This is a genomic window from Candidatus Thiodiazotropha sp. AKIB8, from assembly GCF_058244675.1.
This window is the reverse complement of sequence record NZ_JBSYOO010000029.1, coordinates 445,621-459,790: the sequence shown is the minus strand read 5'-3', so window position 1 is coordinate 459,790 and position 14,170 is coordinate 445,621. Positions and strand designations below refer to the sequence as shown.

Sequence of the window (14,170 nt, the reverse complement as noted above, 5' to 3'; positions counted from 1 at the left end):
TGCTATCGGTTACGCTCACAGTGAATGGTTTGATTCACTGAGATTGTCGATCGATATAGATCAATGTGCTTTTCATTCATTGAGTTCTCCATTTAAGGGCCTCTCCGGTATGTTCAGGTCAATTGCTGGTTAAACCAGCAAATCCCATGAAGGCTAGAGACATCAGGCCAGCGACGACATAAGCAATTGGGGCACCGCTGAAAACTTGGGGAACATTCGCCAACGCCAGACGCTCACGCAAACCGGCGAACATCACCAGTACCAATGTAAAACCGAGTGCAGAACCGAAACCATAGAGTAGACTGGCCAGAAAGCTGTTTTCCTGTTGCACATTCAGTAAGGCAACACCTAATACGGCGCAGTTTGTGGTGATCAATGGAAGGAAGATGCCAAGTACCTGGTAGAGCGCTGGCGAAGTTTTACGCACTACCATCTCTGTGAACTGAACCACCACAGCGATAACCAGGATGAAGGTCAGTATTCGCAGAAATCCCAGATCCAGGGGTTGTAGTACAAAGTGTTCCAACAACCAGCTTGCAAAGGCTGCAAGGGTAAGCACAAAAGTTGTGGCCAACCCCATACCCAGGGCAGAATCGAGCTTGTTGGATACTCCCATTAAGGGACACAAACCGAGAAACTTGACCAACACAACGTTGTTGACCAAAGCCGTAGAAAGAATGATCAGTATATAGTCCATGAATAGCATCGCTTTACTGTGATGATTATTACCCAACAAAAAATATGCCAATCATCTAAAAAATCAGATAATTAGATCATGTATGTCATGATCAGTGGCTTAGAGCGCTGTATTCATGGGTTAATTTGAATAAGCACTGTTTTAGTGCGGAAATGCACCGAAAAGGATCATCCATTGCTTTGTAGGTTTCGCAACAGATTGCGGCGGTTACTTTGTAGAGTTAGCGACAACGGGGGCTATCTAATGGTTCTCACCTCTGTAATCAGCGATGGTATGGGTTTTGCTATAACCTTAGCTATGTTCAGTTTTTCTACATTCGCATTAGGATGATCGCAGTTATGATCCAACGAAAAATAAAATCTACTAACAGCGATGTTGTCGACAGGATTAATGACTTTCTTGCCTCTCCTCCTGAAGGAACGCCGGATGAAATCCTCGAGGCATTCGGGAATCTGGACAGTAATCAGTTTTTACCACCAAAGCTCTTTTTCGAATCAGTTGAACAAGCACCCATCGCGATATCAATCACCGATCCTACGGCACGAATCCTCTATGTTAATAGCGCGTTTGAGATGCTAACCGGCTATTCCAGGGAAGAGGTGATAGGTAAGAATGAGTCGGTACTCTCAAGTAAATCGACTCCAGAATCGATCTACAGAGAGCTTTGGGAGACTATTCAGAAAAACGAGGTTTGGCACGGTACTCTTGTCAACCACCGTAAATCCAGTGAGGAGTATCTCGCTGAACTGATCATCTCTCCGGTGAACAACAGTAAAGGTAAAACTGCGTTTTTTCTTGGTATGCACCGTGATGTTACTGAGGTGCACCAGCTGGAGCAGCGTTTAAAGTTCCAAAAAAATCTTACCGAAGCAGCACTGAATGCAGCACCTATGGTGGTGGCTGTAGTGGCTGCGGATGGGAAGGTGTTACTGGATAATCATGCTTACAAAGCCTTGATGGGGGATTTTAGAGGTGTAGAACCCACAACAGTTTTTTTAGAAGCTCTAGAGCAACAGATAGGCTTTGATCTGGGTAAGGTCTGCCAAGTCGGCAATGGCTTTACAAATGTGGATGTAAGACTGGATCCGCCTGGAGGGGTTAGTCCAAGATGGTTCGCCTGTTCAGGTGTACATCTGCCTGAGTTGGACGAAGCAGCCCAACACTATTTCAAACAACAGGAGGAGACTCGGTGCTGTCTGCTGTTGATTGCCAATGAAGTTACTAGCAGTCGCAATCGTATTCAAGAAGCACGACTGAATATGATCCGTGCCAATATGGCGGAGCAGCAGATGGTACAAACCATGCGCGAAGCGATCTCCGGCGCCATATTCAAGATTCAAGCCCCATTGAATGTCATCAAGGCTGCATTGGCCATGCCTGCTGCAAGCCAGGAGGATATGGGGATGCGCATAGTATTGCAGCAAGCTTTGAAAAGTGGCGATGAGGCGATGGACAGTCTACACGAAGCTTTACCCAGTCCTGTGATGGAAGATGAGAGCTTGGTAAACATCAATGAGCTACTGCATGAGGTGTTGAAACTATCCACTGAAAGTCTTCTGTCTGCGAGCATTGTTGTGGACTGGAGGCCTGCGAATGTATTACCTGCGGTGTCGGGTCGTATCAATTCACTGCGTGGTCTATTCAAATATCTCATTGATAACGCGATTAAAGCCGTTATAGAAGCGAAGCAGGATTACCGCGAAATACGTATCCAGACAAGTGTTGAAAATCAGGAACTGGTAATAGAAATTATGGATAACGGATTAGGTGTACCCAAGACACAACGTTTGAAAGTGTTTGAACCTTTCTTTTGTGGATGGGAACAGCCAAAAGAACATGCAGGCATGGGACTGACAATGTCTCAGGAGATCGTTATCGGGCATGGAGGCAGTATGGAAATCGATCCTGACTTTTACGGCGGATGTCGCGTCTTTGTCAGACTTCCAGTTAGTGGTATGGAGGAAAAGTCTTAATGACTTCGACAGATACACAGATCGATACTTCAGTTGCAGCAAATAACAGTGCTGTACTGGAATCAGAGCTGGAGAGCCTGTATCAGGTTAGTCAGGTGTTAAGTCGATCTCTCGATTTCAGAGAGACATTGACTGAAGTTCTCAGTCGGCTCAGTGATACCGCAAAACTGAGGCATGGAATGATCTGTCTACTGGATGATACCAGTGGCGAGCTGTTTGTTACTGCTTTGCATGAAAACCCTGCACCTTTCAACACGGTTCGCTACAAGCCTGGTGAAGGTGTTGTAGGTGCGATCATGGCTAGTGGTGAACCGCTGGTTGTACGGCGAATATCAGATGAAGATCGTTTTCTTGATCGATTAGGTGTCTACGATCCCGAATTGCCATTTGTTGGTGTTCCTATCCTCATAGGGGAGCGAACAGCAGGTGTACTGGCTGCACAACCACTAGGCAGCATCGGCCTGCTGAAAATACATGAACGCTTTTTGAAGATGGTCGGGAATCTGATTGGTCAGAGTGTTCGACTTGCCAAAAAAGTGGAAGACGAACAGTTGGCCCTTAAAAATGAGCGGGACTCGCTGCGGCGTAAAGTTCGTGGCGAACATGGTTTTTCAAATATGGTCGGTCATACACCAAGTATGCGAGTGATTTTTGAGCAGGTTCGCCAGGTTGCTAAATGGAATACCACTGTATTGGTTCGTGGTGAATCCGGAACCGGAAAAGAGCTGATTGCCAATGCCATTCACTACAACTCACCCAGAAGCAACGGGCCATTTATCAAACTCAATTGTGCTGCACTACCCGATACCCTATTGGAGTCAGAACTGTTTGGGCACGAGAAAGGGGCATTTACTGGCGCAGTCAATCAACGAAAAGGGCGCTTCGAACAGGCTCATGGCGGTACCATATTTCTTGATGAAATCGGAGAGATCAGCCCTGCGTTTCAGGCAAAACTGCTTCGTGTACTACAGGAAGGTGAATTTGAGCGGGTTGGTGGTGCTAAAACTCATGTTGTTGATGTTCGAGTCGTTGCGGCTACAAACAAAGACTTGGAATCTGAAGTACAAGAGGGCAGCTTCAGAGAGGATCTCTACTATCGACTGAATGTTATGCCAATACAGATGCCGGCGCTACGTGATCGTAAAGAAGATATTAACGATCTGGCCCGATTTCTGGTTACTAAGATCTCCAAGAATCAGGGGCGCGAATTGTCTATCAATGATGGTGCCGTGCGGTTGCTGATGCACCATGACTGGCCGGGAAATGTTCGTGAACTGGAAAACTGTCTGGAACGGGCAGCTGTCATGAGCGGAGAAGGACAGATTGACGAAAAAGCAGTCAACCTCAGTGGCTTGAAACCGCTATCAGAGCAGGGTTACACACCAGTTCCCGATAACAACAAGATTGATATAGATGACCCGGATCTTGATGAGCGTGAACGGGTTATTGCCGCATTGGAGCAAGCGGGTTGGGTTCAGGCCAAGGCTGCGAGACTGCTCGGTATGACCCCAAGGCAGATTGGCTATCGAATTCAGACCCTGAATATTAAAGTGCGTCAGATGTAAGCTGGTTCTGTCGCTTGTCATACAGGGACCATTGAATGCCCTGTATGCAATGCGACAGAATCCTTAAAACAACAAAAAAATTACAATAATAACAATAAGATAGCCAGTATTAAAAACTAGGCACGCAGATTGCATTATCCCTACCAAACGTAAAAAACCACCTCATTGCGTCGCTATTGGGAGGCCGGATGATGGAATTGAAAGTGATTGGTCAAACAGCAGATACCTCAGCTGAAAGTGGGTGCAGTGCATCCGGTTGCGGCGGGAGTAACGATCAACTGTCGCATCTACCTGATAATATCAGGGAGAAGGTACACAACCACCCCTGTTATTCTGAAGAGGCGCATCACCATTTCGCCCGTATGCATGTGGCAGTTGCTCCAGCCTGTAATATTCAGTGTCACTACTGTAACCGAAAATATGATTGCGCCAATGAATCACGACCCGGTGTTGTATCTGAGCTGTTGACTCCGGATCAGGCTGTAAAAAAGGTTATGGCTGTCGCGGCCAATATCCCACAAATGACAGTTTTGGGTATTGCCGGTCCTGGTGACCCTTTGGCCAATCCTGAGCGTACATTTGATACCTTTCGTCAATTGACCGAAAAGGCTCCCGATATCAAGCTCTGTGTCTCTACCAATGGACTGACTCTTCCTGATCAAGTCGAAGAGCTGTGCAAACACAATATTGACCATGTAACCATTACCATCAACTGCGTAGATCCTGATGTCGGGGCGAAGATCTATCCCTGGATCTTCTGGAACAATCGCCGCATCAAAGGTCGCAAAGGCGCAAAAATCCTTATCGAGCAGCAACAGAAAGGACTACAGATGCTTACTGATCGTGGCATTCTGGTTAAGGTCAACTCAGTGATGATTCCTGGTGTCAATGATGAACACCTGGAAGAGGTGAGTAAGGTAGTCAAGGAGAAGGGCGCTTTTCTACATAACGTTATGCCGCTGATTGCAGAAGCTGAGCACGGTACGTTTTATGGTGTTATGGGCCAGCGAGGCCCTACCCACGACGAACTTCAGGTACTGCAGGACAAGTGTGCCGGCGACATGAATATGATGCGCCACTGTCGCCAATGCCGAGCTGATGCTGTAGGCATGCTGGGAGAAGATCGAGGCGATGAGTTCACCATGGATAAGGTTGAACTGATGGATGTTGATTATGAAGAAGCAATGAAAAAACGTGTCGATTATCAGGCTGAGGTCGAAGCCAAGCGTGAAGCACAGAAGCAAAGTTCCAATGAGACTTTTATTCCATTGACTGCCTTAACGAAACGCAAAAAAGAGACCCGTCCGGTACTGATGGCTGTAGCTAGCAGTGGTGGTGGTGTCATTAATCAGCATTTTGGTCATGCCAAAGAGTTTCTTGTCTACGAAGCCTCAACCACAGATGTTCGTTTCATCGGACACAGAAAAGTAGATCTCTATTGCTCAGGTGGAGATACCTGTGGTGATGCTGAAACTACCTTGCAGAAGATAATACGTGTTCTGGAAGGGTGCGAAGCAGTGCTCTGTTCAAAAATTGGTTATGAGCCATGGGAGATGCTGGAAGAATCCGGTATCCAACCCAATGGTGAACATGCCATGGAACCGATAGAAGATGCTGTAGCCAAGGTCTATGCAGAGATGGTTGAAAACGGCCAGCTTGATAAACCCAGTCAGGTCGGAAAACTACAGGTCGGAGCCTAAGGAGCAAGCTATGTCATTCGAAATTATAGAAAGCTGCGTTAACTGCTGGGCCTGTGAACCGCTCTGCCCAAGCAAAGCGATATTTGAGGCTAGACCTCACTTTAAGATTGATGCTAAGAAGTGTACCGAGTGTGAAGGAGATTTTTCTGATCCGCAGTGCGTCAGTATCTGTCCAATTGAAGGTGCAATTCTTGATCCCTTTTCTCAACCAGCCAATCCGCCTGGGTCACTTACCGGTATTCCACCAGAGCGGATGACAGAAGTCATGGCCGAGATACAGTCACGCTGAGGAGATTAAACATGTTTGACAAACAAACAGCTTTACAGCCAGTAATCACCGATTCAGCCAAGTCGTATAGTCATGTGATGAGATTTGTGCGCACACATTTCATCCGTCCAGCTGATTCTCTGCAGCCCAAAGGCTTTTGCCTTCCAGAACGTCTCTGGCAGCGTCAATCTGCGTTGATTATGAGCATGCAAGAGACAAGAAAAGATGACTGAACTGGTTTTTTATGAAAAACCAGGCTGTGTGGGTAATCAACAACAGAAAGCTATCCTGCGTAAATTGGGGATTACTTTAGAAGTCCGGGATATTCTCAGTGAACCCTGGACACACGAAAGTCTGCGCCCTTTTTTTGAAAACAAACCTGTATCCAGCTGGTTTAATGACAGTGCGCCTCAAGTTAAAAGTGGTGAGATTAAGATAGATCAGCTTGATGAAATTGCAGCTCTTGAGTTGATGATTGGTAACCCAATATTGATTAAGCGACCCCTGATGATTTGCCAATCTCTGAGGCAATCCGGCTTCACTCCGGGTACTGTACTCGATAAGCTTGGAGTCACTATTGAGGGAAAAAAAGATCTACAAAGCTGCCCCATGGAGACGACGGAACAACAAGTCTGTGAGGCACCACCGTGAGTAACGAAGTCGATGTATCCCGCCATAGAGAAGCTGTCGAATTCGCAGATGATGTGTATTGGATTGGCGCACTCGATCCCTCCTTGAGAACATTCGATATCATCCTCAGTACGGCTAACGGAACCAGCTACAACTCCTATCTTGTAAAGGGTGATGATGGTGTCGCTATCATTGATACAGTCAAAGAGAACTTTAGTGATGAGTTCTTTGCCCGGCTTGAGTCTGAGGTTGATTATAAGGAGATCAAAGCGATTATCCTTAACCATCTTGAACCCGATCATACTGGAGCTCTACCTGAGTTGATGCGTCGCGCTCCTCAGGCAAAACTCTATATTTCACAAAGAGCCACCTCGATGCTTAAAGCATTACTTAAACCTACAAGTGATGACGCTTTCGAGTACACCACGGTAACAACAGACGATCGCATCTCTCTTGGTGATCGGACACTACGATTTCTTCACACACCTTTTTTGCATTGGCCAGACACGCAATGTACTTACCTCGAAGAGGAGGGCATATTGTTTTCGGGCGATGTGTTCGGCTGCCACTACTGTGATAAACGATTGTTCAATGACCTGGTTGGTGATTTTCGTTTCTCTTTTGATTATTACTATGCGCACATCATGAGACCATTCAAGAATCATGTAATGGATGCGCTGAAATTGATTGAACCCCTTAAGATTAAGCAGATTGCGCCTACTCATGGCCCGATTCTAAGAGAGCGTCCGCGACGTTATGTTACACATTACCGTGAACTTTCAACTTCCAGTCTCTCAAGGGAGATCGGTGTAGACCGGCAGTCCCTGGTTATCTTCTACATGAGTTCCTATGGAAACACAGCCAGGATGGCAGAAGAGATCAATGAAGGTGCGGCATCCATTAAAGGGGTCAGAGTCTCTCTGTATGACCTTGAAGGAGGGGAGATAGGCCCCTTTGTAGATTTGATAGAAGAGGCAGATGCACTGTTATTTGGCTCTCCCACCATCAATGGTGATGCGGTTAAGCCTGTTTGGGATCTTCTCTCATCACTGGTAGTGGTCAATCTCAAGGGCAAACTGGGTGGTGCATTTGGCTCTTTTGGTTGGAGTGGTGAAGCGGTTCCAATGATCGAGGACAGAATGCGCGGTTTGAAAATGCGCATCCCCCAGCAGGGTTTAAGAATAAAATTGATTCCCACCGAAGAAGAGTTAGTGGAATGCCGAGCATTTGGCAAAGCCATTGCAGAGGAAATGGTAGGAAAAAAACAGAACAAAGGCGTGATTGATTTAGCCGATTTGGCTTAATCCGACAAATATTTAACTTTAAGCAACAGGTGAATTGAAATGGCAAAAGCGAAAATCACATTTGAAGACATTGAACAGACAGTCAATGTGCCAGCTGGTACAAGAGTTATTGAAGTCTCTGAGAAAATTGGTGCCGGTATTATCTATGGCTGCCGTGAAGGGGATTGTGGAACTTGCATGATGCATGTTGAAGATGGCTGGAATAACCTGACTGAGCCTTCAGTTTTAGAGGAGAAAGTGCTTAAGGAGAACATGGCTGGACGTCATGACCGCCTTGCATGTCAGGCGCAGATTCTGGGTGATTGCTCTGTTAAGCCTGCCTGATCAAATACTTCTTAGGAGTTCAAGATATGCCTCTGATTACATTTAGCAATCCTGAATACAAAGACAAAACCGTCTATGCGGTTGCGGGCAGTTTTACAGAAACTGTGTTAAAGATTGCCAAAACCAATAAGATCCCAATCAAATTCGATTGCGGAGACGGTGATTGCGGGAGTTGTGTTATCCGTGTCCAGTATATCGGTGACAAACAACCTATGGGTTACCACCTCGAAGAAAAAGAGAAAAAGGTTCTTAGAGAATTGGGTAAACTCAGCAAGGATGATATGGAAAAGATGATTGTTGATGACTTGCCGAGTGAGTGGCGGTTGGCCTGCCAATTTATTCCCAGGGACGAGGATGTCGTTGTCGAATATGAGGCGCTGTGATGTCTCATCCAGTTCCGGATAGTGATGGTGTAGCGCAATGTTACGCTAAACTGATCGGAGCGGCTGCGCGCCAGGAGAGCTCTGTAGAGGATATCCTGGCGCGCATTCTATCATCCTGGTCGTACGGTCAGAGTGCTTTGCCTCAATGGTTAGGTCTGGGGGAGTTGGAATTCAGACGTCTTATACAAACCCATTTCCCAAGAATACAACCACATTCCCTGCTAGGTTACGACCATCCACCAATGTGTGATAATGACGAGGAGATGGATGATTTGCGCAAACTGATCCTCGGCAATAGCACCCATCAGAGCCAATCTGAACGGTGGCTGGCTGAAATATTGGTGTTTGGCTGTTTGGGCAGCGATCATCTATGGCAGGATTTAGGACTTTGGAGCAGAGCCGATCTGTCTAAACTAATGAGTGACCACTTTACCCCTTTGGCAGATTTGAACACAAAGAATATGAAGTGGAAAAAATTTCTCTATAAACGTTTATGTGAAACAGAAGGCATATATACTTGTCGTGCTCCCAGCTGCGAAGCATGTGCAGACTATATCAACTGCTTTGCTCCAGAAGATTAACGAACCACTATTTCAGCCTCTGTTATTTGGCACTCCTGCTAAGGCTGGCACAGAGATAGCACCAATAGATGCAAGAGCAAAATAATATAGACAGGAACCTTGCTCAACGGGCGCTCTCAGCATATCTGGGGTTGGCTATTGGTGATGCTTTGGGTGCCACGACAGAATTCCTTACCCCCAATGAAATAAAGACCCAATATGGTGTTCATGACACCATTAAAGGTGGCGGATGGCTACACCTGAAGCCGGGACAGGTTACGGATGATACAGAGATGAGCCTGGCCTTGGGAGAAGCCCTGGTGAAAAGTGGTGGTGTCAGTGCAAAAGCTGTTGCCCAGGCTTTCAGCGAATGGATGCGAGGAAAACCAATAGATATTGGTAATACAGTAAGGCGTGGGGTAATTCAATTCCGCAATACAGGCAATCCCTGGGTAGAAGAGAATGAATATGATGCAGGAAATGGTGCCTGCATGCGCTGCCTACCCATCGCTATCCTTTACTGTAATAGTCCCATAGACACCTTGGTTGTTGCATCCCGCACTCAAGCTCATACCACCCACAATAACCCCCTCTCTGATGCTGGAACTGAAGCTGTCCTGGAAATGTGTGTCGCAGCCATGAAGGGCGAAGACAAAGCTACACTAAGGCAGATAGCTGACCGTTTGGTCGAACAACACCGTGAATTTCGTTTCGATAAGAAGAGAGTTGAAAATCCCAGCGGATATATCGTCGATACATTGCAGGTTGTTTTTCAGGCCCTGTTTGAGAGTGATGACTTTGAGGCAATACTAGTCGACGTAGTCAATCGTGGTGGTGATGCTGATACAACGGGTGCCATTGTTGGCATGATTGCTGGTGCTTTCTATGGTCCGAGTCAGATACCGGAAAGATGGCTTAAAAGCATAGATAAAAAGATAAAAAAATATTGTGAAAAGCAGACAAATGAGTTATTGAAATTAGCAGCTGATCATCCTGGCGTGACAGGCATAATATAGATTAATCCCGTAAAAAACTGTCGATATTTCTTACACAGTCCGTTCTATTAGATAGTACTCCATGAAAAATAAGTAGGGTATTCAAGCAGTAACCCCATGTTGGCACACTGGTTGCTGTGTTGAGATTTCAGTAGCTATGGCAATAGTAGTAATTATTCATACTGAATAGGTCACTATTGTGGAGTAGAAGTAAGTGAACGACCTCTTAATAAAGAATAATGGGCATCAAATCAGTTCTAATGCTGGCTGTTTAGATAGCAGCCATACTGTTGATCAACTATACAACTCTATACCAAGAGATATCTTTAGCAGATTCAACACTACCACCATAGATCGTTTTAAAGTTTGCATGCTTCCCAATAAATTGGGAGCGGGTAGGCATTTGATCTGGTTGTAGGCAGATTTAAACTGCCTTTCACCTTAATTAGTCCAACAACAACTCTGCATTTCACACAGCGGCAAGCTAACGCAATCTCATCAAGCAACAACTATTGCTAGTGTACCTCGTCATAGGTTTATAATATTTAAGGTGAAATATTATTTAAACCGCTATAGGCAAGGGCTACCACTTTAGGTTTGATCAAATTATTCAGTTGCTTTTGAGGATGGTTCATTATTTCATTGCCATCGTGATAGAGAACAACAACACTGAACAGGTCACCATCAACTGCTTTTTGTGCAATATTATCAGGGCTGACCACGACTCGGCCTAATTTACGTTCTGTTGGCCAATCTACATCACCATACGCATGATAGACCAGTTCCGAGCAGACTATCTTATTAGTGCTCTGGGTATCAAAGCTGAAATCATATGCTTTGCCCACTTGGCGCAGAGCTTGAAGGATCACTCTGCGACGCTGCTCTTGATTAAGAGTGCTCTGGCGCAGTACAGCCAGATCATCTACATTCATAAAGTGTTGAAGCGTGTTCATCTCCACACCTGAGCGCAGTGCTTCGACTACCCCACGCTCATCACGTATCTGCTGATGATAAGGTTTTACCACTGGGTGATTCCAGATTTCCAATTTACGCAGTTCAGATTCGGTGCCAATCCAGACGGCAGCATGCCCCCAGTGGCCTGGTATGAATGAGTCAGTTAGGCGAAAAGGGGTCTTTTCCAGAAGAACATCTCCAGCCCGCAGCTCTTTGGTTAGTCGATTATGAATCTCAGGTCGTTTATCAAGTTTGCCACGACGGGACTCTACTAAACCAATTACATTTCCGAAGATCATGCTCGACAAACTGATCCCTTCATTCTGTATGGTATACAAGGTATCTACTGATGTGGTTCCAATGAGCTCAATCAGGTTTCCAGCATAATTTAATGGCCTGATTTTTCTTACCATTGCGTAGGATGGACTCTGTTTAACCAGGGTAGCCAGATAGCGTTCACTATCATGGTCAGATTCTGACAGATATGCAGCATGTTGCTCGTACCATATCAAGCCACGCCTGACACGTGCACGATTAACTGCCGAGGTAAATGAAGCAGCAACCTTTCTAAGCTCACCCTTGGGCACAAGATATGCGGAGTCTCCTTCGTTGATATGATTCCGCAAAAAAAGGTCGTCCTGATAAAGCGCAACAGCTGTGAGATAGTTGTCATAGAGAATTAATGCTGCCGACAGGGACATGGTGATGCCAATTGCCTGGTTTCTGGCTAGTAGGGGATCGTCTGGAATGGGTTCATCTAGCCAGCATTCATGCAGGGTTGCAACATACCACAGCAGTTTGCGTTGATTGATCAGTTCTGCAGCACCAGCACTCAGCAGACGCATATCTGCCCCAAGAAGTGGCTGTTTTAACCGCTGCTTCTCCTTGACTTGAGATAGGAAGATGATCGATTCGGAGCGTAAACTGAGCGCTTCTTCAGTGAGTACCTGGAATGCGGTTATTTTTTGTTTTATGGATTCAGCTGAATAGCGTACCTTATCCTCAGTGTCACAGATTGGCTGGGTAAAAGGATTGGCTACAGCAAGGTTGCTAATACTATGTGCCAGGACCAGGCAAAGGCACAATACCAAACGGGTTGTGAAACTTCGCCATTTGGCGAAAACGATAGGAAATCTGATCATATTAATATTAAGAGAAAATCTCGTTCCGAAATGTGAATATCATTAAGTATTGAATTTAAAGGAAAAATAACCACAAAATCCTGGTATTGCTATACTAATTCCCTATTAATGCACGAACTAACGGAAAATATAAAAACTAATGCAGATGCTATTATGCATCAGCATGTTACTAAACCAGAAATAACAGCTGAAATTACGGAAAGTGATTCCTAATGACTATATCAAATAGTGATTCTGTCTATAAAACACCTGAATCAGAGCTCTTAAAGGAAGAGATAGTTCCTCAATCCTTTGTCAGGGGCAGTTTAACCACTGGAAAGCTCCTATTCCTTGCCTGGCTTACGATTTTCTATCTGATTGCAACAATTCCAGCGATTGCTATTTCATTCATGAGTGGCGTTGAGCCTGAGAATGAGTTCTATACCACCTTTGGTAATCTCTTTAATATTGTTGATAGCGCGATTTACATCTATCTGCTGATTATGTTTAAGCAGTTACTCAATATTAGATTGGAAACTCACACTGCAGATCGATATATCACTATTTTAGTAGCACTCTCTCTCATTATGGCAGTGTTAAATATATTTATGCCTGCAGATGCGGAAGAGTTTAATCTGATCTCTATCAGCTTTTTTGTGTTACTGATCCCAATGGGTATCGTATCTATTCTGTTTGGACTGCGTTTATTGAAGCTGAAGTCTAACTACAATTATTTGAAGCTCTTCTCCTGGAGTAACATAATTATGGGGGGCTTGTTAGCTTCCGTCGTGCTGTTTTTATTAGCACTACCAGCTGGACTGGTCTCCAGTTATGCTATGGCAATGATTTTCTTTACTGCAGCACGGGAGCGCAAGCAGAGTGATTTAGAGGTTCCGTAATTTGTGAAAGATTGTAAGTTTCTACAGTAGACCACTTAACGCTTGTGCACAATTCATCTATTCTCGGTTGATGACAACATCAATCTGAAATATGGAAATATTATGAATAAATATGGTGCTGAATTCTTTGGTACATTTTGGTTGGTTCTAGGGGGATGTGGCAGTGCAGTATTAGCAGCTGCGTTTCCGGAATTGGGTATTGGTCTGTTGGGCGTCTCGTTAGCCTTTGGTTTAACTGTCCTGACAATGGCATATGCCATTGGTCATATCTCCGGATGCCACCTCAATCCAGCAGTTTCCATTGGTCTATGGGCCGGTAGACGTTTTCCGGCTAAAGAGCTTCTACCTTATATCATTGCCCAGGTCTTAGGGGGGATTGTTGCGGGTGGCGTGTTGTATCTCATTGCCAGTGGCAAGGCCGGTTTTGAATTAGCTGACGGTTTTGCCTCAAATGGTTACGCTGAACACTCTCCTGGAGGTTATGGCTTACAGGCTGCTCTCATAACTGAAGTTGTTATGACCATGATGTTTCTTGTGGTTATCCTCGGAGCTACAGATAAACGGGCACCACAGGGCTTCGCACCAATAGCAATCGGCTTATGTCTGACTCTCATTCATTTGATCAGCATTCCGGTCACAAATACCTCAGTCAATCCCGCTCGTAGTACTGGTGTTGCTCTATTTGTAGGGGATTGGGCCGTTGCACAACTTTGGCTGTTTTGGGTTGCACCAATAATTGGTGGCGTGATTGGTGCAATGATCTACCGGTTTATTGGGGCAGCTGAGAATGAGTAACA

At 45.3% G+C, this 14,170-nt stretch carries 15 protein-coding genes; 13 read left to right on the top strand and 2 right to left on the bottom strand.

The annotated features are described in order from the left end of the window. Positions 1-118: 118 nt before the first annotated feature. Positions 119-697 carry an electron transport complex subunit RsxA gene (gene rsxA / locus AC4IFB_RS08620; RefSeq protein WP_490777174.1) on the bottom strand — a complete coding sequence of 193 codons (579 nt, stop codon included), beginning with the start codon at positions 695-697 and terminating at the stop codon, positions 119-121. 338 nt (positions 698-1,035) lie between these two features. On the opposite strand from rsxA, the gene nifL reads away from it, so the two are divergent. The 11 genes from nifL to draG all read left to right on the top strand — a co-directional run bounded on the left by nifL (position 1,036) and on the right by draG (position 10,420). Continuing rightward, on the top strand, positions 1,036-2,670 hold the full coding sequence (nifL, locus tag AC4IFB_RS08615; protein WP_490777175.1) for a nitrogen fixation negative regulator NifL: 1,635 nt from the start codon (positions 1,036-1,038) through the stop codon (positions 2,668-2,670). Beyond that, positions 2,670-4,235: a nif-specific transcriptional activator NifA gene (gene nifA, locus AC4IFB_RS08610; RefSeq protein WP_490777176.1), complete on the top strand. Its 1,566-nt coding sequence runs from the start codon at positions 2,670-2,672 to the stop codon at positions 4,233-4,235. Before nifL ends, nifA begins: the two co-directional genes overlap by 1 nt. A 191-nt stretch (positions 4,236-4,426) precedes the next feature. After that, the gene (gene nifB, locus AC4IFB_RS08605; protein ID WP_490779954.1) at positions 4,427-5,935 is read left to right on the top strand and encodes a nitrogenase cofactor biosynthesis protein NifB; all 1,509 of its coding nucleotides are present in this window, start codon (positions 4,427-4,429) and stop codon (positions 5,933-5,935) included. A 10-nt stretch (positions 5,936-5,945) separates the two neighbouring features. Beyond that, positions 5,946-6,224 (top strand): 4Fe-4S dicluster domain-containing protein, encoded by a 279-nt coding sequence (locus tag AC4IFB_RS08600; protein ID WP_490777177.1) that lies wholly within the window; start codon positions 5,946-5,948, stop codon positions 6,222-6,224. 11 nt (positions 6,225-6,235) lie between these two features. Further along, on the top strand, positions 6,236-6,436 hold the full coding sequence (locus AC4IFB_RS08595) for a hypothetical protein (RefSeq protein WP_490777178.1): 201 nt from the start codon (positions 6,236-6,238) through the stop codon (positions 6,434-6,436). Further along, complete coding sequence (locus tag AC4IFB_RS08590) at positions 6,429-6,854, top strand: ArsC/Spx/MgsR family protein (RefSeq protein ID WP_490777179.1); 426 nt, start codon at positions 6,429-6,431, stop codon at positions 6,852-6,854. The genes AC4IFB_RS08595 and AC4IFB_RS08590 overlap by 8 nt, the downstream gene beginning before the upstream one ends. Beyond that, positions 6,851-8,137 carry an FprA family A-type flavoprotein gene (locus AC4IFB_RS08585; RefSeq protein WP_490777180.1) on the top strand — a complete coding sequence of 429 codons (1,287 nt, stop codon included), beginning with the start codon at positions 6,851-6,853 and terminating at the stop codon, positions 8,135-8,137. The genes AC4IFB_RS08590 and AC4IFB_RS08585 overlap by 4 nt, the downstream gene beginning before the upstream one ends. Before the next feature lie 39 nt (positions 8,138-8,176). Further along, positions 8,177-8,461 carry a 2Fe-2S iron-sulfur cluster-binding protein gene (locus AC4IFB_RS08580; RefSeq protein ID WP_490777181.1) on the top strand — a complete coding sequence of 95 codons (285 nt, stop codon included), beginning with the start codon at positions 8,177-8,179 and terminating at the stop codon, positions 8,459-8,461. A 26-nt stretch (positions 8,462-8,487) separates the two neighbouring features. Continuing rightward, the gene (locus tag AC4IFB_RS08575) at positions 8,488-8,844 is read left to right on the top strand and encodes a 2Fe-2S iron-sulfur cluster-binding protein (RefSeq protein ID WP_490777182.1); all 357 of its coding nucleotides are present in this window, start codon (positions 8,488-8,490) and stop codon (positions 8,842-8,844) included. Beyond that, positions 8,844-9,425 (top strand): nitrogen fixation protein NifQ, encoded by a 582-nt coding sequence (locus AC4IFB_RS08570; protein ID WP_490777183.1) that lies wholly within the window; start codon positions 8,844-8,846, stop codon positions 9,423-9,425. Before AC4IFB_RS08575 ends, AC4IFB_RS08570 begins: the two co-directional genes overlap by 1 nt. 68 nt (positions 9,426-9,493) lie before the next feature. Further along, complete coding sequence (draG, locus tag AC4IFB_RS08565) at positions 9,494-10,420, top strand: ADP-ribosyl-[dinitrogen reductase] hydrolase (protein WP_490777184.1); 927 nt, start codon at positions 9,494-9,496, stop codon at positions 10,418-10,420. A 524-nt stretch (positions 10,421-10,944) separates the two neighbouring features. Here draG and AC4IFB_RS08560 read toward each other — a convergent pair. Beyond that, positions 10,945-12,495: a YiiX/YebB-like N1pC/P60 family cysteine hydrolase gene (locus AC4IFB_RS08560; RefSeq protein ID WP_490779936.1), complete on the bottom strand. Its 1,551-nt coding sequence runs from the start codon at positions 12,493-12,495 to the stop codon at positions 10,945-10,947. Positions 12,496-12,707: 212 nt separating this feature from the next. Between AC4IFB_RS08560 and AC4IFB_RS08555 the strand changes: the two genes are divergently transcribed. Both AC4IFB_RS08555 and aqpZ read left to right on the top strand, forming a co-directional pair. Further along, positions 12,708-13,373 (top strand): hypothetical protein, encoded by a 666-nt coding sequence (locus AC4IFB_RS08555; protein WP_490777186.1) that lies wholly within the window; start codon positions 12,708-12,710, stop codon positions 13,371-13,373. Positions 13,374-13,475: 102 nt separating this feature from the next. Beyond that, a complete protein-coding gene (gene aqpZ / locus AC4IFB_RS08550) occupies positions 13,476-14,168 on the top strand; it encodes an aquaporin Z (RefSeq protein ID WP_490777187.1) in 693 nt (230 codons plus the stop codon). Positions 14,169-14,170: the final 2 nt, after the last annotated feature.

What these genes read in the sequence shown, in the direction of transcription:
- rsxA (WP_490777174.1), bottom strand. Translation starts at nt 697, where the DNA reads ATGGACTATATACTGATCATTCTTTCTACGGCTTTGGTCAACAACGTT.
- nifL (WP_490777175.1), top strand. Translation starts at nt 1,036, where the DNA reads ATGATCCAACGAAAAATAAAATCTACTAACAGCGATGTTGTCGACAGG.
- nifA (WP_490777176.1), top strand. Translation starts at nt 2,670, where the DNA reads ATGACTTCGACAGATACACAGATCGATACTTCAGTTGCAGCAAATAAC.
- nifB (WP_490779954.1), top strand. Translation starts at nt 4,427, where the DNA reads ATGGAATTGAAAGTGATTGGTCAAACAGCAGATACCTCAGCTGAAAGT.
- AC4IFB_RS08600 (WP_490777177.1), top strand. Translation starts at nt 5,946, where the DNA reads ATGTCATTCGAAATTATAGAAAGCTGCGTTAACTGCTGGGCCTGTGAA.
- AC4IFB_RS08595 (WP_490777178.1), top strand. Translation starts at nt 6,236, where the DNA reads ATGTTTGACAAACAAACAGCTTTACAGCCAGTAATCACCGATTCAGCC.
- AC4IFB_RS08590 (WP_490777179.1), top strand. Translation starts at nt 6,429, where the DNA reads ATGACTGAACTGGTTTTTTATGAAAAACCAGGCTGTGTGGGTAATCAA.
- AC4IFB_RS08580 (WP_490777181.1), top strand. Translation starts at nt 8,177, where the DNA reads ATGGCAAAAGCGAAAATCACATTTGAAGACATTGAACAGACAGTCAAT.
- AC4IFB_RS08575 (WP_490777182.1), top strand. Translation starts at nt 8,488, where the DNA reads ATGCCTCTGATTACATTTAGCAATCCTGAATACAAAGACAAAACCGTC.
- AC4IFB_RS08570 (WP_490777183.1), top strand. Translation starts at nt 8,844, where the DNA reads ATGTCTCATCCAGTTCCGGATAGTGATGGTGTAGCGCAATGTTACGCT.
- draG (WP_490777184.1), top strand. Translation starts at nt 9,494, where the DNA reads ATGCAAGAGCAAAATAATATAGACAGGAACCTTGCTCAACGGGCGCTC.
- AC4IFB_RS08560 (WP_490779936.1), bottom strand. Translation starts at nt 12,495, where the DNA reads ATGATCAGATTTCCTATCGTTTTCGCCAAATGGCGAAGTTTCACAACC.
- AC4IFB_RS08555 (WP_490777186.1), top strand. Translation starts at nt 12,708, where the DNA reads ATGACTATATCAAATAGTGATTCTGTCTATAAAACACCTGAATCAGAG.
- aqpZ (WP_490777187.1), top strand. Translation starts at nt 13,476, where the DNA reads ATGAATAAATATGGTGCTGAATTCTTTGGTACATTTTGGTTGGTTCTA.